At 60.5% G+C, this 20,231-nt stretch carries 15 protein-coding genes and 2 tRNA genes; 5 read left to right on the top strand and 12 right to left on the bottom strand.

The window, feature by feature from the left end:
- Positions 1 to 286: 286 nt before the first annotated feature.
- Positions 287 to 2,128, top strand: a complete 1,842-nt coding sequence (locus KVG87_RS21920; protein ID WP_437180905.1) for a potassium transporter Kup — start codon at positions 287 to 289, stop codon at positions 2,126 to 2,128.
- A gap of 195 nt (positions 2,129 to 2,323) precedes the next feature.
- Here the strand turns inward: KVG87_RS21920 and KVG87_RS21915 are convergent, their stop codons facing one another.
- The 5 genes from KVG87_RS21915 to KVG87_RS21895 all read right to left on the bottom strand — a co-directional run bounded on the left by KVG87_RS21915 (position 2,324) and on the right by KVG87_RS21895 (position 7,999).
- On the bottom strand, positions 2,324 to 2,650 hold the full coding sequence (locus KVG87_RS21915) for a DUF3077 domain-containing protein (RefSeq protein WP_217852560.1): 327 nt from the start codon (positions 2,648 to 2,650) through the stop codon (positions 2,324 to 2,326).
- Between the two features lie 764 nt (positions 2,651 to 3,414).
- A complete protein-coding gene (locus tag KVG87_RS21910; RefSeq protein WP_217852558.1) occupies positions 3,415 to 4,710 on the bottom strand; it encodes a virulence factor family protein in 1,296 nt (431 codons plus the stop codon).
- Entirely contained in the window at positions 4,710 to 7,349 is a 2,640-nt protein-coding gene (gene mprF / locus KVG87_RS21905) for a bifunctional lysylphosphatidylglycerol flippase/synthetase MprF (protein WP_217852556.1), read from the bottom strand. Before mprF ends, KVG87_RS21910 begins: the two co-directional genes overlap by 1 nt.
- A gap of 279 nt (positions 7,350 to 7,628) precedes the next feature.
- Positions 7,629 to 7,705, bottom strand: a tRNA-Met gene (locus tag KVG87_RS21900).
- A 217-nt stretch (positions 7,706 to 7,922) separates the two neighbouring features.
- Positions 7,923 to 7,999, bottom strand: a tRNA-Met gene (locus tag KVG87_RS21895).
- Between the two features lie 279 nt (positions 8,000 to 8,278).
- Between KVG87_RS21895 and dinB the strand changes: the two genes are divergently transcribed.
- Complete coding sequence (gene dinB / locus KVG87_RS21890) at positions 8,279 to 9,340, top strand: DNA polymerase IV (protein ID WP_217852553.1); 1,062 nt, start codon at positions 8,279 to 8,281, stop codon at positions 9,338 to 9,340.
- A gap of 98 nt (positions 9,341 to 9,438) precedes the next feature.
- On the opposite strand, the gene KVG87_RS21885 is transcribed toward dinB, so the two are convergent.
- From KVG87_RS21885 to KVG87_RS21870, 4 genes are all read right to left on the bottom strand, one after another.
- Complete coding sequence (locus KVG87_RS21885) at positions 9,439 to 10,392, bottom strand: hypothetical protein (RefSeq protein ID WP_217852547.1); 954 nt, start codon at positions 10,390 to 10,392, stop codon at positions 9,439 to 9,441.
- A gap of 17 nt (positions 10,393 to 10,409) precedes the next feature.
- The gene (locus tag KVG87_RS21880; protein ID WP_217852544.1) at positions 10,410 to 12,125 is read right to left on the bottom strand and encodes a proline--tRNA ligase; all 1,716 of its coding nucleotides are present in this window, start codon (positions 12,123 to 12,125) and stop codon (positions 10,410 to 10,412) included.
- 129 nt (positions 12,126 to 12,254) lie between these two features.
- A complete protein-coding gene (locus KVG87_RS21875) occupies positions 12,255 to 13,814 on the bottom strand; it encodes an AmpG family muropeptide MFS transporter (RefSeq protein ID WP_024011895.1) in 1,560 nt (519 codons plus the stop codon).
- A 43-nt stretch (positions 13,815 to 13,857) separates the two neighbouring features.
- On the bottom strand, positions 13,858 to 14,211 hold the full coding sequence (locus KVG87_RS21870) for an MGMT family protein (RefSeq protein ID WP_016771391.1): 354 nt from the start codon (positions 14,209 to 14,211) through the stop codon (positions 13,858 to 13,860).
- A 165-nt stretch (positions 14,212 to 14,376) separates the two neighbouring features.
- Between KVG87_RS21870 and KVG87_RS21865 the strand changes: the two genes are divergently transcribed.
- Positions 14,377 to 15,384, top strand: coding sequence for a DUF481 domain-containing protein (locus KVG87_RS21865; RefSeq protein WP_024011896.1), 1,008 nt, complete (start codon positions 14,377 to 14,379; stop codon positions 15,382 to 15,384).
- A 118-nt stretch (positions 15,385 to 15,502) separates the two neighbouring features.
- On the opposite strand, the gene KVG87_RS21860 is transcribed toward KVG87_RS21865, so the two are convergent.
- Positions 15,503 to 15,712 carry a cold-shock protein gene (locus KVG87_RS21860; RefSeq protein ID WP_002554837.1) on the bottom strand — a complete coding sequence of 70 codons (210 nt, stop codon included), beginning with the start codon at positions 15,710 to 15,712 and terminating at the stop codon, positions 15,503 to 15,505.
- 355 nt (positions 15,713 to 16,067) lie between these two features.
- Between KVG87_RS21860 and dcd the strand changes: the two genes are divergently transcribed.
- Together dcd and KVG87_RS21850 are read left to right on the top strand one after the other, a co-directional pair.
- The gene (gene dcd, locus KVG87_RS21855) at positions 16,068 to 16,634 is read left to right on the top strand and encodes a dCTP deaminase (protein ID WP_007940589.1); all 567 of its coding nucleotides are present in this window, start codon (positions 16,068 to 16,070) and stop codon (positions 16,632 to 16,634) included.
- Between the two features lie 107 nt (positions 16,635 to 16,741).
- Positions 16,742 to 16,951 carry a hypothetical protein gene (locus tag KVG87_RS21850; RefSeq protein WP_016771389.1) on the top strand — a complete coding sequence of 70 codons (210 nt, stop codon included), beginning with the start codon at positions 16,742 to 16,744 and terminating at the stop codon, positions 16,949 to 16,951.
- A 44-nt stretch (positions 16,952 to 16,995) separates the two neighbouring features.
- On the opposite strand, the gene pdeM is transcribed toward KVG87_RS21850, so the two are convergent.
- Both pdeM and KVG87_RS21840 read right to left on the bottom strand, forming a co-directional pair.
- Complete coding sequence (pdeM, locus tag KVG87_RS21845; protein WP_016771388.1) at positions 16,996 to 17,649, bottom strand: ligase-associated DNA damage response endonuclease PdeM; 654 nt, start codon at positions 17,647 to 17,649, stop codon at positions 16,996 to 16,998.
- Complete coding sequence (locus tag KVG87_RS21840) at positions 17,646 to 20,135, bottom strand: ligase-associated DNA damage response DEXH box helicase (RefSeq protein ID WP_217852541.1); 2,490 nt, start codon at positions 20,133 to 20,135, stop codon at positions 17,646 to 17,648. Before KVG87_RS21840 ends, pdeM begins: the two co-directional genes overlap by 4 nt.
- Positions 20,136 to 20,231: the final 96 nt, after the last annotated feature.

Below are 20,231 nucleotides of genomic sequence, written 5' to 3'. Positions count from 1 at the left end.
GATGCGCCTCTGATCAAAAAGTGCGCAATTCTAGCGGCGGGCAACGCACTTGACCAGCTTTATACGGGGAAATACGACGAGTGCTGCGCTATGCTTCGCGCCGTTGAGCTTTACCGATTTCGTGCAGTCAATCATTGGTCTGTAACAACAGGTAAAACAGCGCATGCTGCAATTCAAAGCATAGTGCTTCCCTCAGAGAAGCCGGTATCGAGATCAGGAGTGTTGGATGGGTCAGGCAAGTAGTCATGCGGCGGGCGCCGAGGGTTCGGCAAGCAGACCGCTGAGCATGCTGGTCGCGGCGGTCGGGGTGGTTTATGGCGACATCGGCACGAGCCCGTTGTACACCCTCAAGGAAGTGTTTTCCGGCGGTTACGGCGTGCCGGTCAATCACGACGGTGTGCTGGGCATTCTGTCGTTGATCTTCTGGTCGCTGATCTGGGTGGTCTCGATCAAATACATGATGTTCGTCCTGCGCGCCGACAACCAGGGCGAGGGCGGCATCATGGCCCTGACGGCGCTGGCACGGCGGGCAGCGGCAGGGCGCAAGCGCCTGCGCACGCTGTTGGTGGTGTGCGGGCTGATCGGCGCGGCGCTGTTCTATGGCGACAGCATGATCACCCCGGCGATCTCGGTGCTGTCGGCGATCGAAGGCCTCGGCCTGGCGTTTGAAGGCATCGATCACTGGGTTGTGCCGCTGTCGCTGGTGGTGCTGGTCGCGCTGTTTCTGATCCAGCGCCACGGCACCGCGCGGATCGGCATTCTGTTCGGGCCGATCATGGTCACCTGGTTCCTCGTCCTCGGCGCGCTCGGTGTGTACGGCATCAGCCATACGCCGCAAGTGCTGCACGCGCTGAACCCGATGTGGGCGGTGAATTTTTTTGTCGTGCACCCGGGCATGGGTGTAGCGATCCTCGGCGCGGTAGTGCTGGCGCTGACTGGCGCGGAAGCGCTGTACGCCGACATGGGCCACTTCGGCCGCAAGCCGATCGCCCGCGCCTGGTTTCTGCTGGTGCTGCCGGCGCTGGTGCTGAATTACTTCGGCCAGGGCGCACTGCTGCTGGAAAACCCGGAAGCCGCGCGCAACCCGTTCTACCTGCTGGCGCCGAGCTGGGCGCTGATTCCGCTGGTCGGCCTTTCGACCCTGGCCACGGTGATTGCTTCGCAAGCGGTGATTTCCGGCGCGTTCTCCCTGACCCGTCAGGCGATCCAGCTCGGTTACATCCCGCGCATGTACATCCAGCACACCTCCAGCGACGAACAAGGCCAGATCTACATCGGCGCGGTGAACTGGGCGCTGATGGTCGGCGTGGTCCTGTTGGTGCTGGGCTTCGAATCCTCCGGTGCACTGGCCTCGGCCTACGGCGTGGCAGTGACCGGCACCATGCTGATGACTACCATTCTGGTGTCCGCCGTGATGTTGCTGCTGTGGAAATGGCCACCGATCCTTGCGGTGCCGGTGTTGATCGGCTTCCTGTTGGTGGATGGTCTGTATTTCGCCGCCAACGTACCGAAGATCGTCCAGGGCGGCGCCTTCCCGGTGATCGCCGGTATCGCCCTGTTCGTGCTGATGACCACCTGGAAGCGGGGCAAACAGCTGCTGGTCGAACGCCTCGACGAAGGCGCGCTGCCGCTGCCGATCTTCATCAGCAGCATCCGCGTGCAACCGCCGCATCGTGTGCAGGGCACAGCGGTGTTCCTCACCGCCCGCTCCGACGCCGTGCCCCATGCCTTGTTGCACAACCTGCTGCACAACCAGGTGCTGCATGAGCAAGTGGTGTTGCTGACGGTGGTCTACGAAGACATCCCGCGCGTACCGCCATCGCGGCGTTTTGAAGTCGAAGCCCACGGTGAAGGCTTCTTCCGGGTGATCCTGCATTTCGGCTTCACCGACGAGCCCGACGTGCCGCAAGCGCTGAAGCTGTGTCATCTAGATGATCTGGACTTCAGCCCGATGCGCACGACCTATTTCCTCAGTCGCGAGACGGTAATTGCCTCGAAACTCGAGGGGATGGCGCGTTGGCGTGAGGCGCTGTTTGCGTTCATGTTGAAGAATGCCAATGGCAATTTGCGGTTCTTTAATCTGCCGTTGAACCGAGTGATTGAGTTGGGGACGCAGGTGGAGATGTAGCCTGCGCCTCAACTGAAAAGCCCCCGTCAGCCTTGCGGCTGGCGGGGGCTTTTTTGTGCCTGTGCCCAATCCTCAAACCACCGCTGATTCCCTGTGGGAGCGAGCCTGCTCGCGAAGGCTTAGTGTCAGTCGAAGCATGTGGTGGCTGAACCACCGCATTCGCGAGCAGGCTCGCTCCCACAAGGGTCTGCAGTGTTAGTGGCTATCAGGTAATTCTTCTTCAGATTCAGTCTTCGTCCGCGCAGGTCGTGGGATCAGCGCTTGGATCACGTCATCAATCAAGGCCTTGCCCATCACCGTCAGGTAATGCGCAGCCCAGGCGTGGCGGTCGGTGTCTTTGATGAAAGCAGCATCCTCGGCGAAGGATTTGGCGAGGGACAGCAGGTCGGAGGATTGGGACAAGGCATCGATGATCGGGATGCCGGCGCGGACGTTGAAGAACGCTTGATCCGCGTTATAGAGGAAAGGGGTGAAGCCGATGGTTGTAAGGTCTGAAGGCGTTGACGGAGTTTCTTTGCTCATTGTTTTGCTCCCTAAAACGAGGAGCTGCCGCATTCGTTACCACACGAATGGGTGGCAGCTGTACGCAGGGTGGTAAACCGGGAGAGCAAAGAAACCGGCAGACCCGAAGGTCTCCCACGTACAGCTGCCATGACAGTAAATTACAGGCGTAAAAGAACGCCTGATGTCGTGATGGAGGCACTGTTGCACTTTGCCTAACCGGGTTACCACACCCGATCGCTGAATGGGGCAGCGACGTCCGGAGAGTATCCCGTCGAAAAACAGCGCAATAGAGCGGCAAAGCGCCCGAACACGAGTTTCGGAGTTTGCCTACAAGGTCTGTGGGCGTCATCTGATATTGCGAGACTGGAAGTAAACGACACTAAACGTCTGGCACGAACTAGGTATGCAAATGAGCGAGGAGTGTATGACGGCGTCATCGGAACAAGAAAAGCAGGATGATCTCGAGAATCTTCGAATTGAAGCCGAAGCGATGGTACGACTGATCAACCTCGATCCGGCTCAAGTGATCAGCCATGACGATATGCGGGCAAGATACGCTTGCCGGGCTAACGATTACTAGAGTTCAGCGCAATTCCCCTGTGGGAGCGAGCCTGCTCGCGAAGGCGTAGTGTCAGTCGACGAATCTGTAAACTGACCCACCGCTTTCGCGAGCAGGCTCGCTCCCACAGGGGATTTCCCACAGGGGATTTTCGTGGCTGCTGGAATGTAAAAAGCCCCCGCAACTGTGAAGTTGCGGGGGCTTTTTATGGGCGTAGCTCAGATCACTCTTCGGCGACCGAGTTCTTGCTCTGACGCTTCTGGATCAAATCCACCAAGCGCTTGGCCAGCGCCGGGTAGTTTTCATCAAAGTGATGCCCGCCGGGCAGTTTCACCGCTTCGCCGACAGCAGTCTTGTCGGTGCAGCCGCTCTCGTCGGTCTCTTCTTCACCATAAATGCACACAACCTTCGCCGCTGGCAGCTTGGCCATTTCCGGGCCGGTGGCGGCTTCTTTGCCGGCGTTGCCTAGCCAGCCTTCGACTTCGATTTCGAAGCTGCCGGTGCGGGCGAAGGCGAGCAGGATGATCGCGTCGACGCGTTGCTGTTCGTTCTCTGGCAGGCGGTTGTAGATCGCCGGCAGGACGTCAGCGCCGAACGAGTAGCCGGTGAGGATGAAGCGTTTGGTGCCCCATTTCTGCCGGTAGTGCTGCATCAGTTCGGTGAGGTCGAGTGCGCTTTGCTCCGGGCTCTTGTGCTGCCAGTAGTAGCGCAAGGTATCGATGCCGACCACCGGGAAACCGATCTTGGCCATTTCCCCGGCCACGTCGCGGTCGAGGTCGCGCCAGCCGCCGTCGCCGGAGAGGAACAGGGTGACGGTGTCATTGGCCTGACCGGCCGGCACTTCCACGACCGGGATCGCCAGGCCGCCGTTGGCCTTGTCGCCACCGACGAGGATTTTGCGCAGTTCGTTGTTCAGCACTTGCGGCAGGTTGATGTCGTAGTCGCTGATGCTTGTCTCGGCGTTCGGCTGATCGCGCACGAAGCCCGCGCTGGCGTCGTCCGGGTTGTCGTTCCACGCCACCAGCCAGTGGCCGTGGGCGGCAGATTTCGGCAACAGGTGGGTGCAGCCGGGTTTTTCCAGAGCCAAGTCGACGGAGATGGCCTGGGCCTTATCGTCTTTCTGTTCCGCCAGCCAGCGCCACGCCAGCACAGCGCCCGGGCCGATGCCGCTGACCAGGGTGGCCGGGCCATTCAGTTCGCGCAGGCCTGATTGCAGGGCGCGGCTTTGCAGCAGGCAGTCCTTGGGCAGAATCACCTGGACGATCTGCGCCGAGGCGCTGCGGCTGAGGGTGGTCAGTTGTTTCTCGGAGAGCTTCTGTTCGTCGGTGACGGCCACCAGCACCTGAGCCTTCGGCTTGTTGCCGGGGATCACGCGGGTCATGGCCGTGCCATCGGCGGGTTTCAGTTGTTCGACGGTCGGTTCCGGTGCCGGGCGTTTGAGGTACCAGTAACCGCCGCCGGCAATCACGGCCAGCACCAGCAGGGCGGCCAGGATGTACTTCAGGGAGCGTTGAATCATCAGCGTTTCACCAATCCAGTCAAGCCGCCCGCGATCAGGGCAGCAGTATCGGCCAGCGCCACGAGCGGATCGAGTCCGGCGGGCACGGCCATATAACGGGGTTCCCAGTCGGGCTGGAACTTGTCTTTGAAGCGGCGCAAACCTTGGAAGTTGTACAGCTGCTCACCACGGCGGAAGACCATCGAGCCCAGGCGCTGGGTCAGTGGTGCGCCGCGCCGGGGTTGCAGCCCCGACAACGGCACCATGCCCAGGCTGAAGCGCGCGTATCCGTGACTCTTATAGTGTTGAATCAGGCCGACCATCATGAATTCCATGGTCAGCTTCGGCGCTTCCGGGTGCGCGCGCATCAGGTCGAGACTGGCCAGGTCGTGGCTGTAGGTCTCGAGCAGATTGGCGAACGCTACCGGGCGGCCTTCGAAGCGAATCACCGCAATGCGGAAATGCTTCAGGTAATCGTCGCTGAAACGGCCAAGGGAGAAGCCTTTCTCGCGCACGTTCTTGCCGGTCAGCCAGGCATCGGAAATCACTTTCAGCTCGTCCATCGGCGCCTGCCCCGGCTCATGGATTTCCAGCGACAGTCCATCGCGGGTGCCACGGTTCCAGGTGTAGCGCAGGTCCTTCATCTCCTTGCCCTTGGCTTCCAGATCGAAGCGTTGCAGATCGACCCGGGCTTCTTCGCCGAGCTTGATCGCAGTCAGGCCGATGTCCATGTAGTACGGCAGGTTCTCCGCACGTACCTGATAGAAAACCGGGCGCGTATGGTGGATGTCGCAGAGGTCGCGGAACTGCCAGATCATTTCCGCACGTTGCTGGCTCGGCCCGATCGGGTCGTACAGCGCCACCAGACTGCGGCCACGGCGGGCGTACATCAGGAACGCCTCGTCGTTGGGATGAAACAGCAACGCCTTGTCACCGGTCAGCGCGAGGCCGCCGTCGGGTTGTGACGAGGCCATGAGAATCTTAGCCGCGCGATCCAGTTCGTCCGGCGTCGGCAAGTGAATCACCGGGCGCGCGGTGCGCAGCAACCAGGTCAGCGAGATGATTACCAGCAACACCGCCGCACCGAGCAGCGAGCGCAGACCGCGCGGCGCGTCAGCATCGAGGGTGAACTGCCACCACAGCTGATGGCTGTAGGGTACGTCCTGATAGGCAAACAGCAGCAACCAGGCCGAAGCGCCCAGCACGCAGAGACTGGCGACCAGATACAGCGGCGAAAACGGCAGTTCGGTCAAACGGCTCGGGCGATAGAAGGAGCGGCGGAACACGCCGAGCAGCGCGGCCGTAAACGTCATCAGCGTGGCTTCTTCCCAGTCGAAGCCTTTGAGTAGCGAGAGCAGGGCGCCAACCAGCAGCAGAATGGTGGTCAGCATCCACGCCGCCGACAGGCGCCGGCGCAGGCCCTGCGCGAGTAACAGACAGAGGACGCCGATCAGGCTGGCGCCAAAGTGCGAGGCGTCGACCAGGCGATGCGGGATCAGAAAACCGATGTGCTCCAGGCGCGTGTCGATCTCCGGGGTGGCGCCGGAAAACAGCAACACCACGCCCGACAGGAACACCAGCACCGCCAGCACCGGCGCGGCCAGACCGGACGCGGCGCGCATGGTCTGGGATTGAAACAGGCGCTGGCCTTCGTTGATCAGCAGTAGTACGCAAGCGACCAGCAGCGGCAGCACCACGTAGATCAGGCGATACAGCAGCAGTGCGGCTGCCAGTGGGGCGGCGCCGAGCTTGTCGGCAAACGCGGCGAGCAGAATCGCCTCGAACACACCAACGCCGCCCGGAACGTGACTGAGCACGCCCGCAGCCAGTGCCAGCAGATACACCAGCAGGAACGGCGCAAACGGCGGCGCTTCCGGCAGCAGCAGATACAGAACGGTGGCGGCAACCGCAACATCGAGAGCGGTGATCACCAGTTGCAGGAAGGTCAGGCGTCGACCCGGCAGGCGCAATGTCCGCCGCCCGGCACGAACCAGAAGATTGTCGGGGTAAGGTTGTTCCGGCAGACGACGGCGATAGATGCCGATTGCCAGCACAGCACCGAGGATCAATACGGCAGCGGCGACCGTGCCCAGCAAGAATTCGGACAGCCCCAGCGCTTGCGAGGCGGCGGGCAGGTTGCTCAGGGTGGCCAGCGCTGCCAGTGGCGGCAAGGCGCAGCCCAGCGAGAGGCTGGCGAACAAGGTCATGTGCGCGACTTCCGACGCACCGACGCCCAGTCGCGCATATAAACGATAACGAACCGAGCCGCCGGACAGCAGCGACAGACCAATGGCATTGCCAATCGCAAATGCGGTGAAACCGCCGAGGGCGAGGGTGCGCGGCGGCAGTTTCACACCAGCGTAGCGGCTGGCCGACCATTCATAGCCGAGCAGAATGATGAACCCGACCACGGTCGCACCGATGGCGCCGAGCAGGGCCGGTTTGGGCACGTCCAGAATCGAGTCATGCAGCGCGTCGAGATCGAGTTCGGCGAGCAGATGGCGGCAGGCAATCAGGGCAATGGCAAACAGCAGCAACGTGACGGCCAGACCGATCGGCTGACGGTATTTGCTTAATCGATCCAGCCAGCGCAAACGCTCGGGTTTGATCGGTTGTTCTGCTGTAACGGTGTCTTGTGGATCAGACGAGTTGGCGCGCATCAATCACCTCTTGGATTGTGCGCGACAGGATGGAGGTATCCAGCCAAGTTACCAATCCCTGTAGAAAAAAATAATCACAAAATACTACGCCTCTCGTCGGGCATCGGCGAGGGCAGTTCCTGGATTGCAGAAACCCTGTCTGCGACTCAAGCATAGTCGCAAGTCAGTGGTTCTGATGATCCCCAGCGGTTCACTGCACAGTGACAGATCATTGTTGCGAAAGGACTTTTTCAACAGATACAAAAAAGGCCACTCTTTCGAGTAGCCTTTTTTGATGTTTGGTTGCGGGAGCCGGATTTGAACCGACGACCTTCGGGTTATGAGCCCGACGAGCTACCAGACTGCTCCATCCCGCGTCTGTGTGGCGGCATTCTACAGGCGAACGACGAGGTGTCAACCGCTAATCCTGTAATCGGCCAAATAACTGCGAAATCGCGGCGAACGGTCGCAGGTAATGCGTAAGTTTCGGAAATGCAACGAATTGCCGTTTCGCCAGCGATTGAGCGGGGCGCCCGTTTGCAAAACAGACGCGCACAAAAAAGGCCACTCTTTCGAGTAGCCTTTTCTGATGTTTGGTTGCGGGAGCCGGATTTGAACCGACGACCTTCGGGTTATGAGCCCGACGAGCTACCAGACTGCTCCATCCCGCGTCTGTGTGGCGGCATTCTACAGAGGTTCGCGAGTGTGTCAACCGCCGATCTGGATAAATCTGTTGAGGTTCAAGCGCTTAGCGTCTTTTCCGGGCGGGCGACCGGCGCGCAGGGCAAGTGGCGCAAGGGTTTCAGCTCTATTGCGCGCTGATCTGTGATTGAAAAAATAAATTCATCGGAAATCTCCTACGGTCGGAAAAGAACATTCAACCACTGGTGCTATATACAGGTACCAATGAGATACTGCCGCTCCGGCTTGCCACGTTGTCTTTTTCCGACATGACCCAGCGAAAAATCATCCACATCGACTGTGACTGTTTCTACGCCGCCATCGAGATGCGCGATGATCCGCGTCTGGCCGGCAAGCCGTTGGCGGTGGGTGGTTCGGCGGATCGGCGCGGGGTGATCGCCACCTGCAACTATGAAGCGCGCGCCTATGGTGTGCGCTCGGCCATGGCTTCCGGTCACGCGTTGAAATTGTGCCCGGACCTGACCATCGTCAAGCCGCGCATGGAGGCTTATCGCGAAGCTTCGAAAGAAATTCATACGATCTTTGCCGACTACACCGACCTGATCGAGCCGCTTTCGCTGGACGAGGCTTACCTCGATGTTTCGGACAGCGCGCATTTCGGCGGCAGCGCCACGCGCATCGCCCAGGACATTCGCCGCCGGGTCTCCAGCCAATTGCACATCACCGTTTCCGCAGGCGTTGCGCCAAACAAATTTCTGGCGAAGATCGCCAGCGACTGGAAAAAACCCAACGGTTTGTTCGTGATCACCCCGGATCAGGTCGAGGATTTCGTCAGTGGTCTGCCGGTGAGCAAGCTGCACGGCGTCGGCAAGGTCACCGCCGACAAGCTCGGCAAGCTCGGCATCGTTGACTGCCAGCATCTGCGCGAGTGGGGCAGGCTGGCGCTGGTGCGCGAATTCGGCAGCTTCGGCGAGCGCTTGTGGAATCTGGCCCGTGGAATCGATGACCGGCTGGTGCACAACGACAGCCGTCGTCAGTCGATCAGCGTGGAAAACACCTACGACGTTGATCTGCCGGACTTGCGCAGCTGCCTGGACAAATTGCCCGAGCTGCTCGATACCCTGAAAACCCGCATGGCGCGGATCGACAGCAGTTATCGACCGGGCAAGCCGTTCGTCAAAGTCAAATTTCATGATTTCACCCAGACCACGCTGGAACAGGCCGGGGCAGGGCGGGACCTGGGCAGTTATCAGTTGATGCTGACGCAGGCGTTCAACCGCGGCGGCAAGCCGGTGCGGCTGTTGGGGGTAGGAGTGAGGCTGGAGGATCTGCGCGGCGGGTTTGAGCAGATGGAGTTGTTTGAGCGGTAGATTCGCGGTGCCTGGCAGGGCCTCTTCGCGAGCAGGCTCGCTCCCACATTTGGATGCATCCTCTGGGGAAGCGAGCCTGCTCGCGAAGCTTCTAAGCTTTAATTCGGTCCCGGATCAGCCACCAGACGCCCGGCATCCTTGGCCAGAGACTTGAGAAACTCAGTCTGCAACTCAGGATCATTGCGGGTCAGTTCGATCAGGCTCTGTTCCAGTTCGCTGGCTTCTTCTTCCAGACCCAGCTCCGACAGGCGTTTGACCCGGTGTACCCAATGGCTCACCTCGTCATCTTCCAGATCGTCATAAATCAGCCCGTGCGCCTCAATCAACTTGCCGCGCAGGTGGCCGCTGAGCATCAGGGTCGAGTCGGAATGCACATCGTCCTTGGCGTCTTCGACACTGATCTGCAAGCGGCCAACATGGTTGAGGTCATGTTCGGCGAACGGGCTATCGAGCAGATTCAAGCGCAGCACACCGTTGCGGTCGGTGGTCATGTCGAAGGTCTGCTTGCCGGCCTTGACCTGCACCGGTCGTTCGCTCCACGGCAGGCTCGAATACTCCGTGCGCTTGTCGCGCTGGACTTCGTCGATGCCCGCGAGGTTCTGCTGCGCGCGACCGTTGGACTGCACGTTCATGAACGGGTTGAGCCCGGCGAAACCGTAGCTCAGCCAATCCTTGGTGACGCTGTCCGGCAGGTTACCGAGAGCGAACACGTTGACCACGTTCGCACCGACACCACCGACCACGGCCACCGCCCCCAGCGGAATCTCGTAGACTTCGCGCCAGGGTTGGTAAGGCGTGTAGCGGTCGTAACGACGGGTGACCTCGAACTCGGTGACCTCGAAAGTCTTCTGCTCGTTGATCTTCACGCGTCGCTGCGGCAGCTCGAGCACCTTGGGCTCGCCGACATCGATCTGCAGGCTGTGATCGAGCAACTTTCGCTCGACCCGCTCTTCGTGCTCGCTGCGTTGCGACATGTGATTGGCGCAGCCGCTGACCAGCAGGGCGCCGCACAGGGCGGCGCCACCGAGGCCTAAGGTGTTTCGCTTGAACATGACGTCTCTATCTGGTTTCAGCGGCGGATACGGGCCTGAAGGAAGGACACAACATCGGCCACCGGCAGTGCTTGCGCCTCTGCTTCGGAACGACTCTTGTATTCCAGGTTGCCTTCGGCGAGGCCGCGGTCGCTGACCACGATCCGGTGTGGAATGCCGATCAGCTCCATGTCCGCAAACTTGATGCCCGGGCTGGTTTTCTTGTCGCGATCGTCCAGCAGCACTTCGAAGCCGGCCGCCGTCAGTTCGGCATAGAGCTTGTCAGTGGCTTCGCGCACCTGCTCGGTTTCATAGCGCAGCGGTACCAGCGCGATCTGGAATGGCGCCAGGGTGTCGCTCCAGATAATGCCGTTGGCGTCGTTGTTCTGCTCGATGGCAGCAGCCACCACGCGGGAAACGCCAATGCCGTAGCAGCCCATTTCCAGGGTCACTGGCTTGCCGTTTTCGCCCAGCACTTCGCACTTCATCGCCTTGCTGTATTTGTTGCCCAGCTGGAAGATGTGCCCGACTTCGATGCCGCGCTTGATTTCCAGCGTGCCTTTGCCGTCCGGGCTTGGATCGCCGGCGACGACGTTGCGCAGGTCGGCAACGGTCGGAACCGGCAGATCGCGCTCCCAGTTCACGCCGAAATAGTGCTTGTCGTCGATGTTCGCGCCAATGCCGAAGTCGCTCATCATCGCCACCGAGCGGTCGATGATGATCGGCAGCGGCAGGTTCAGCGGGCCGAGCGAGCCGGCGCCGGCGCCAATCGCGTCACGCAGTTCGGCATCGGAGGCCATCACCAGCGGGCTGGCCACGCCAGGCTGGTTGGCAGCCTTGATCTCGTTCAGTTCGTGGTCGCCACGAATCACCAGCGCGATCAGCTTGCCTTGTTCTTCGGCGTGGACGATCAGGGTCTTGATGGTCTTTTCAATCGGCAGATTGAATTTTTCCACCAGGGCGGCGATGGTTTTGGTGTCCGGCGTGTCGACCAGACGCAGTTCTTCGGTTGGCGCAAGGCGCGAGGTCTCCCGTGGCACCGCTTCGGCTTTTTCGATGTTCGCCGCGTAGTCGGAACCGTTGCTGAAGACGATATCGTCTTCGCCGGACTCGGCCAGCACGTGGAATTCGTGGGAACCGGCACCACCGATCGAACCGTTGTCGGCTTCTACCGGACGGAATTTCAGACCCAGACGCGTGAAGATGTTGCAGTAGGCTTCATGCATGCGGTCATAAGTGATCTGCAGCGACGCCTGATCGGCGTGGAAGGAGTAGGCGTCCTTCATGATGAATTCGCGGCCGCGCATCAAACCGAAGCGCGGGCGTATTTCGTCGCGGAATTTGGTCTGGATCTGGTACAGGTTGATTGGCAGCTGTTTGTAGCTGCTCAACTCGTTGCGCATCAGATCGGTGATCACTTCTTCGTGGGTCGGGCCCGCGCAGAAGTCACGACCGTGGCGGTCTTTGATGCGCAGCAGCTCAGGGCCGTATTCTTCCCAGCGCCCCGATTCCTGCCACAGCTCGGCCGGTTGGGTGCTCGGCATCAACACTTCCAGAGAACCGGCAGCGTTCATCTCTTCGCGAACGATGGCTTCGACCTTGCGCATGACTCGCAGGCCCATCGGCAGCCAGGTGTACAGGCCCGAGGCAAGCTTGCGGATCATGCCGGCGCGCAGCATCAGCTGGTGGCTGATCACGACCGCGTCGGAAGGCGTTTCTTTCTGTGTGGCGAGCAAAAATTGACTGGTGCGCATGGTTGGCCGTTGTCGGTTGCTATGACTGGAAATGACGGAGCAGTGTACCGGCGAGTTTTGCTGACGTACAGAAGTGTGGCCGGGCGAGGGCGTCAGCGGCGGGATTCCTCCCGCCATTGGCGAAGCGTCCTACGATTCTTCGGTGACGGGCGTCGGTGCAGGCTCGGGCGTCGGTGTTTGTCCTTCGCGGCGGCGCTCCTGGAACCAGTGCAGCGCGATCAGTAGCAGCGTCGGCACGCCGAGCAGGGCGGTAATGAGGAAGAAGCTGTGATAACCGAACTTCTCGACCAGCACGCCGGAATAGCCGCCCATCAGGCGCGGCAGCAGCAACATGATCGAGCTGAGCAGGGCATATTGCGTAGCGGAAAACTTCAGGTTGGTCAGGCTCGACAGGTAGGCAACGAACGCCGACGTCGCCAGGCCCGAACTGAAGTTGTCGAGGGAAATGGTCACCACCAGCATCTGCAGGTTCGGGCCCATGTCCGCGAGCATGACGAACAGCAGGTTGGTCGCTGCCGAAGATACACCACCGATAAACAGGATCGGCAGAATGCCGAAACGCACAATCAACAGGCCACCCATGCCGGCACCGACGAGGGTCATGATCAGGCCGAAAATCTTGCTCACACTGGCGATCTGATCCTTGGTGAAACCCTGGTCAATATAAAACACGTTGGCCATGACGCCCATTACCGTGTCGGACATCCGGTAAGTGGCGATCAGACCCAGCAGCAACAGCGCCTGCCAGCGATAACGCAGGATGAAGTCATTGATCGGCGTCAGTACCGGCGCCAGTCCGCGCCGGCCCATGGCCGACAGGCACATCCCCGTCAGCAATATGTAGAGGATGGCGCGCAGAAAGGCGCGGTCTTCGAGCAGCAAATCGAGCGGGCTCATGTCGCCGAACAGCACGCCAGCGAAATCGGTGTTGTACAGCTGGGTGAACATCGCCGGCACGGAGACCAGCAAAACGATCAGCACGAACACCGACATCAGTTGATGCATGAACGTATAGCGCCCGGCCTGTAACTGCGTGCGCAGCGGTACGGGTGGTTCACGCATGAACAGCGTGGTCAGCAGCGCAGGCACCATCAATGCGCCGAACAGCACATAGGTGCCGGTCCAAGCTGCGTGCTTATAGTTGAAGCCGGTGGAGCCGAAACCTTCGGCGAAGAACAGCGCGCCGGCGGTGGCGAGCAGGGCGGCAACGCGGTAACCGGACATGTAGCTGGCGGCAAGAGCGGCCTGGCGGCTGTCATCGGCGATTTCCAGGCGATAGGCGTCGACCGCGATATCTTGCGTGGCGGAGGCGAAGGCAACCACGACGGCAATGGCGATCAGCCAGGACAAATGCTTCTGCGGATCACAGAATCCCATGCCGATCAGGCCGAGAATCACCAGTGCCTGGGAGAGCACCAGCCAGGAGCGGCGACGGCCGAGTTTGCCCAGTAAGGGCAGGCGCCATTGATCGAGCAGCGGCGACCAGACCCATTTGAACGCGTACGCCAGGCCGATCAGGCTGGCATAGCCAATGGTTTCACGGGCCACGCCTGCTTCACGCAGCCATACGGAGAGCGTCGAGAACACCAGCATGTACGGCAGGCCGGCGGCAAAACCGAGCAACAACAGCACGAGCGTCGAAGGACTGGCATAGGCGGCGAGCGCGGCGCGCCAGGTTTTACGGGGCATGGGCTGAAGTCTGCCTCAAAATTGCGAAAACAAAGCGCGCACTCTAACCGCTGTGCTCTACCGGACGCCAGCCATGGCGCCGAATATCCACACGATTGTTCTGGACGGTGATGCCTTCCATGCGCAATCGCGCGCGCTGCTCGTCACCGGAAGGGCTGCCGACCGGCAGACTGATGCGCCCGCCGGCGCCGAGTACGCGGTGCCAGGGCAGCTTGGTGTCGCCGGGCAACTGGCTCAAAGTCCGCCCGACCCAGCGCGCGGCGCGGCCCAGCCCGGCAAGTTCGGCCAACTGGCCATAACTGACGACTTTGCCTTCGGGCACTTGCGCGAGCGTCGAGTAGAGTGCCGTGCGTCGGATTTGCGCATCGTTTTCGACGCTGTCGAGCGGGTCTTTCACGTACGCGGCTCCTGAGTATTAGCGTGATGAAGGCGACAAGGGTAATCGCTCGTGGTGCAGTTGAGAAATGAACTCAATTGAAATAGTCCGGTCAGTCCTTGTCATGGGCAAAATCCTACGGATAATGCCGACCCTTTTCGCCAACTCCGAGCCCCCGATCTGCTTATGTTCCCCAGAACCCTGTTGTGCCTTGCTGTTTTCAGCGCGTCCACGCCCCTGCTTGCCGACACCGTCTGGTTGAAAAACGGCGACAAGCTGAGTGGCACTATCACGGTATTCGACGGCGGCAAGCTGTTGATCCAGACCAAATACGCCGGCGCAGTGGCGATTGACTGGAAAGAGGTCAAGACCCTCGACAGCGATCAGCATCTGCTGGTGAAGCAGGACGCCTATGCCGGTGAAGTATCGAAGTCGCTGACGGCGGCCGACGATGGCAAGGTCACCCTGGCCAACGGCGAGGCGCCGAAGACGGTCGAGCTGGCGAGCATTCAGCAGATCCTCAAGCCCAAGCCGATCGTCACCGACCTGGTGTGGAAGGGTAACGTCGATCTGGCGCTGGACTATCAGCGCGCCGAAAAGGACACCGACGATTACGACGTTGCCTTCAAGACTTCGGCTCGCCATGGCCGCTGGCGCCATACCGGCGAGGGTGAGTACAACCGCGAAGTCCAGGATGCGGAAACCACCACCAACAACTGGCGCGCCGAATACTCTCTCGACCGTTTCCTCACCGATCAGTGGTTCTGGCAGGGGCGGATCAACTACAAGCGTGATCACATCGAAGAGCTGGCGCGTCAACGCGTGGTCGGTACCGGTCCGGGCTACCAGTTCTGGGACGACGAACTCGGCGCGTTCTCGCTGGGCTCGTTGCTCAACCGCACCGACTATGAATACCGCGATGGCAGCAAGGACAACTTCTATTCCGTCGCGATGAAGTGGGACTACAACCGCTATCTGATCGGCAAGAAGGTCGAGTTCTTCACCAATGGCGAAGTCGGCAAGCCGCTGTCGGGCGTTGCCGATTACGCACTGGATGCCGAGCTGGGCCTGCGCTACAAGGTCACCGACTGGGCCTCGCTCAACCTCAAGGCCGAGCGGGACATCATCAGCGGCACCAACGATGCGGATCTGAACAAGACCCGTTATACCGCAGGGTTTGGCGTCGCCTGGTAAGGGCAGAAACAAAAAATCGCGGCCCCAAGGGTCGCGATTTTTTTTGCCAGCGCAAAACAGGCGCCCACAAAAAAGCCCCGCTTTTAAGGGCGGGGCTCTTTTCTAAAGAAGCTACAAGTTAGATAACTTGTACTTCTTCAGCTTGCATGCCTTTCTGACCGCGGGTAGCGATGAAAGAAACCTGTTGGCCTTCTTTCAGGCTTTTGAAGCCGTCGGATTGGATAGCTTTGAAGTGAACGAACAGGTCGTCACCGGATTGTGGAGTGATGAAGCCGAAGCCTTTTTCATCGTTGAACCACTTAACGGTACCGGTTTGGCGATTAGACATGGTGTAACTCCTTGAACAAAGATAACTGCGACTCAGGAAGAACCCTGGCCGAGACTGAGTGCAAAGAGCAGGAAAAATTCTTGTAGATGGTTGGATCGAAATTCAACATATCGTGTAGAGATTCTCAGTGACACAAGCAACACAGTGACGCCACCTTAACCCTTTTTCCGGAACGTGCCAATGTTTCTTGCAAAGGATTCTGTGTTTTAGGGATCGGCGGTGCGACGGTTCGTCGCCACATCGCGTAAATACGGGGTGTTCGCCGAGAATTGCGTTGCGCACTTTGATCGCGGCGATGCGCCCGGTAAGATGCCGGACAGAATTTTTCCACCTCGCTATTCAGGACAAACCCGCCATGAGCATCAAATCGGACAAGTGGATTCGCCGCATGGCGCAGGAACACGGCATGATCGAACCGTTCGTCGAGCGCCAGATGCGCGGCAGCGACGACAGCCGGGTGATTTCCTACGGCGTGTCGAGCTACGGCTACGACGTGCGTTGCACCAACCACTTCAAGGTGTTCACCAACATCAACTCGGCCATTGTCGACCCGAAGAACTTCGACGCCGGCAGCTTCGTCGACATCCACAGCGACGTCTGCATCATTCCGCCGAACTCCTTCGCCCTGGCCAGCACCGTCGAGTACTTCCGCATTCCGCGCAACGTGCTGACCATCTGCCTGGGTAAAAGCACCTACGCGCGCTGCGGCATCATCGTCAACGTCACTCCGCTCGAGCCTGAGTGGGAAGGTCATGTGACGCTGGAATTTTCCAACACCACCAACCTGCCGGCGAAAATCTACGCCAACGAAGGCGTGGCGCAGATGCTCTTCCTCGAATCCGATGAAGAATGTGAAGTTTCCTACAAGGATCGTGGCGGCAAATATCAGGGCCAGCGTGGCGTAACCTTGCCGCGTACCTGATCGACCATCCGACGGATGTCGGGAATTCTTTGGCGGGCAGACACTCTATGGGGTGTACTGCCCGTTTTTGTTACACACAAATTCGGGCCTTCACTGAGGAGTGCCCTATGAAGATCGACCCGCGAATCAGCGCTGAACTGGCAAGGCTTGAGCCCAATCAGATAGGCGTTCTGGCCTGGTCGTTACTGGCGAATCCGTCTTTGAGCCTGTCCGGCGGCGTGCCCGGCCAGCCCGATCCCGATACTCCCAACGAACAACCGACCGAACCAGGCGAACCGACGCTGCCGGACGAGCCGCCTCCGGCACCTGTCGCCTGACCCACTGTCCTGAATATGGCCCGTCAGTCTGATCGATTTGCGATCTAGCTGACGGGCCATATTTCGTTGTCGCCGATCACGAAGACTTTGCAACTGTCGTCGCGCTCGACCTGATAGCCGCCGGTAAACGCACCGAATGCCGGCATCAGGCTGATGCGCTCACCGAGTCTGAAACAAGCCAGGCGCAGACTCTGCCGACCTTTGCCATGCAGCCGATAGACCGGGTGAACGTGGCCGGCGAGCACGTGCCGTTCGGGATGCGCATCGGGCTCATGCTGCAAGGCAAACGGCCCGAGTAACAGCGGCTCTGGCACCACGCGAATATTCAGCGAGGCTGGTGGGTCGCCTGCGCGTTTGTCGTGGTTGCCGCGAATCAGTGTCATCGGCAGGTCAGCGTGCCGTGCGCGCCACTCTGCCAGCGCATTCAGCGTGGTCGGGACATGTGAGCCAGGCCCATGCAGAAAATCCCCGAGGAAGATCAACTGGCGACACGGCAACCGCGCCAGCAACGCGTCGATCACCTCGATGTTGCTAGCCGTTGTGCCATGCGGCACCGGCTGGCCGAGGCTGCGATAGGCCGCCGCTTTACCGAAATGCACATCGGCGATCAGCAATGCTTCCTGCGCTGGCCAATACAGCGCTTTCTCCGGCAGCAACCACAACTCCTCACCGGCCAAACGCACTGGGTACGCACTCACGACGATTTTCCGTTATCAGCGGTTTTTTCCAGGTCACCGACCATTCTTCTGATCCTGTCAGCCAGTTTTTCCGAACTCATGCTCTCGCGCATCCGCTCCACCAGCAGCGGAAAGCCCAACGGTGTAGGACGTTTAACCTGATGCACGTCCAGTTTCATCTGATTGATGCGCTCCAGTGTCTGTTCCAGACGACGAATATCCAGTTCCTCGCGTAGGACTTCTTCCCCGGCCTGGGCCAAGAGCAGATTGTCGGCGTCGTATTGTTTGAACACCTGGAAAAACAAGCCACTCGACGCCTGCACCTGGCGGGTACTCTTTGGTGCGCCCGGATACCCGGCGAACACCAGCCCGGCGATCCGCGCGATTTCGCGGAAGCGGCGCAACGCCAGCTCACCGGCATTGAGACTGGCGAGCACGTCCAGCAACAGGTCATCGGCATTGAACAGTCGCGCGTCGAGATGCGTGGCCCAATCCACCGGCGTGGCGCTGAGCAGTTCCAGGCCGTAATCATTCACGGCAATCGAGAAGGTCACCGGTTGCCGCTGACTGACGCGCCATGCCAGCAGGCTCGCCAGTCCCAGATGCACTTGGCGCCCGGCGAACGGATAGAGGAAAAGGTGCCAGCCCTCGCGGGATTTCAATACCTCGGCCAGCAGTTTTTCCGTGGTGGGCAAACCGGACCAGCGTATCTGCGTCTCCAGCAGCGGCCGCAACGCGTGCATTTCCGGGCCTTTGAATTGACCTTGAGCAGCGGCGCTGAAGCGCGTGACCACCGCTTCGGCCAGTTCGTTGGATAACGGCATGCGCCCGCCATTCCAGCGCGGCACGGCAGCCTTTTTCGCGGTGCTGCGTTTGACGTAGGCGGTCATGTTTTCCACCCGCACCAGTTCCAGCAGGCGGCCGGCGAAGAGGAAACCATCGCCGGGTTTCAGTCGCGCGATAAAGCCTTCCTCGACGCTGCCCAGCTGTTTGCCGCCGCCGCCCTTGCTCCAGAATTTCAGGTTGATGCTCGCGTCGCTGACGATGGTGCCGATGCTCATGCGATGGCGCCGCGCCAGACGCGCATCCGGCACACGCCAGACGCCGTGTTCGTCCGGCTCGACCCGGCGGTAATCCGGATACGCTGTAAGAGACATCCCGCCATGGCGTACGAACGCCAGCGCCCAGGCCCAGTCTGCCGCTGTCAGGTCACGATAAGCCCAGGCACCACGGACTTCTTCGTACAAGTCTTCAGGAATAAAGCCACCGCCAAGGGCCATGCTGACCAAATGCTGGACCAGCACATCCAGCGGCTTGTGCGGTGACAGGCGCGGCTCGATGCGCCGCTGTTCGACGGCGTCGCGTGCGGCAACCGCTTCGATCAGTTCAAGGCTGTGGGTCGGCACCAGCGTCACCCGCGAGGTGCGCCCCGGCGCGTGGCCGGAGCGCCCGGCACGTTGCATCAACCGCGCAACGCCTTTCGCCGAGCCGATCTGCAGCACGCGCTCGACCGGGAGGAAATCCACACCCAAGTCCAGGCTCGAGGTGCACACCACCGCTTTCAATTGGCCATTCTTCAGCGCCTGTTCGACCCAGTCGCGGGTATCGCGTGACAGTGAGCTGTGGTGCAGCGCGATCAACCCGGCCCAGTCCGGCCGCGCTTCCAGCAGCGCCTGATACCAGATCTCCGATTGCGCGCGGGTGTTGGTGAACACCAGGCTGCTGGCACAGGCGTCGAGCTCGGCCACCACTTGCGGCAGCATCTTCAGACCGATGTGGCCGGCCCAGGGAAAACGCTCGATGGCCGGTGGCAGCAGGGTGTCGACTTGCAGGGTTTTTTCGCTTTTGCCCTGAACACTGACGCCGCCGCCCTGTGGGATCAGCACTTGCTCCGCGTGGGATTGATTACCGAGGGTGGCGGATACCCCCCAGACAATCAGTTCCGGCTGCCAATGACGGAGGCGGGCGAGCGCCAGTTGCAGTTGCACGCCGCGTTTGTTGCCGAGTAATTCGTGCCATTCATCGACGACGATCATGCGCAGGGTCGACAACGCCGTGCGCGCATCGGCGCGGGCTAGTAGCAGAGTCAGGCTTTCCGGGGTGGTGATCAGCGTGGTCGGCAGACGTCGGCCCTGGCGGGCGCGTTCGCTGCTGCTGGTGTCGCCGGTGCGCAGGCCGATCGACCACGGAATCTGTAAATCATCCACCGGAATCTGCAACGCGCGGGCGGTATCGGCGGCGAGGGCGCGCATCGGCGTGATCCACAGCACCGTCAGCGGTTCGGCCGGCGGTTTGCGTTTGCGCGGCGTGGCCACGGGAGGTTGCAAGCGGGCGAAGCGGTTGAGTGCAGCAAACCACACCGCGTAGGTTTTACCAGCGCCGGTGCTGGCGTGGAGCAAGCCGGACTCGCCGTTTTTCACCGCCGCCCACACCTGTTTCTGAAAGCCGAACGGCTTCCAGTCGCGGGCGCTGAACCAGGTTTTTGCAAAGTCGGGGGATTTCGCCATGCCGGCTGCGTGCGCTCTGGAGGTGTTGTTTCAGAGACAGCGAAGCGGGGCGACAAGTTTAACTTTGTCGGTCGATGGATTCCCCCTGTGGGAGCG

The sequence above is a fragment of the Pseudomonas siliginis genome, assembly GCF_019145195.1.
Classification (GTDB): Bacteria; Pseudomonadota; Gammaproteobacteria; order Pseudomonadales; family Pseudomonadaceae; genus Aquipseudomonas; species Aquipseudomonas siliginis.
This window is presented reverse-complemented; position numbering and strand designations above follow the sequence as displayed.

Excerpts from the sequence above, each read along its gene's own strand:
- KVG87_RS21920 (WP_437180905.1), top strand. The coding sequence starts at position 287 with ATGCTGGTCGCGGCGGTCGGGGTGGTTTATGGCGACATCGGCACGAGC.
- KVG87_RS21915 (WP_217852560.1), bottom strand. The coding sequence starts at position 2,650 with ATGAGCAAAGAAACTCCGTCAACGCCTTCAGACCTTACAACCATCGGC.
- KVG87_RS21910 (WP_217852558.1), bottom strand. The coding sequence starts at position 4,710 with ATGATTCAACGCTCCCTGAAGTACATCCTGGCCGCCCTGCTGGTGCTG.
- mprF (WP_217852556.1), bottom strand. The coding sequence starts at position 7,349 with ATGCGCGCCAACTCGTCTGATCCACAAGACACCGTTACAGCAGAACAA.
- dinB (WP_217852553.1), top strand. The coding sequence starts at position 8,279 with ATGACCCAGCGAAAAATCATCCACATCGACTGTGACTGTTTCTACGCC.
- KVG87_RS21885 (WP_217852547.1), bottom strand. The coding sequence starts at position 10,392 with ATGTTCAAGCGAAACACCTTAGGCCTCGGTGGCGCCGCCCTGTGCGGC.
- KVG87_RS21880 (WP_217852544.1), bottom strand. The coding sequence starts at position 12,125 with ATGCGCACCAGTCAATTTTTGCTCGCCACACAGAAAGAAACGCCTTCC.
- KVG87_RS21875 (WP_024011895.1), bottom strand. The coding sequence starts at position 13,814 with ATGCCCCGTAAAACCTGGCGCGCCGCGCTCGCCGCCTATGCCAGTCCT.
- KVG87_RS21865 (WP_024011896.1), top strand. The coding sequence starts at position 14,377 with ATGTTCCCCAGAACCCTGTTGTGCCTTGCTGTTTTCAGCGCGTCCACG.
- KVG87_RS21860 (WP_002554837.1), bottom strand. The coding sequence starts at position 15,712 with ATGTCTAATCGCCAAACCGGTACCGTTAAGTGGTTCAACGATGAAAAA.
- dcd (WP_007940589.1), top strand. The coding sequence starts at position 16,068 with ATGAGCATCAAATCGGACAAGTGGATTCGCCGCATGGCGCAGGAACAC.
- KVG87_RS21850 (WP_016771389.1), top strand. The coding sequence starts at position 16,742 with ATGAAGATCGACCCGCGAATCAGCGCTGAACTGGCAAGGCTTGAGCCC.
- KVG87_RS21840 (WP_217852541.1), bottom strand. The coding sequence starts at position 20,135 with ATGGCGAAATCCCCCGACTTTGCAAAAACCTGGTTCAGCGCCCGCGAC.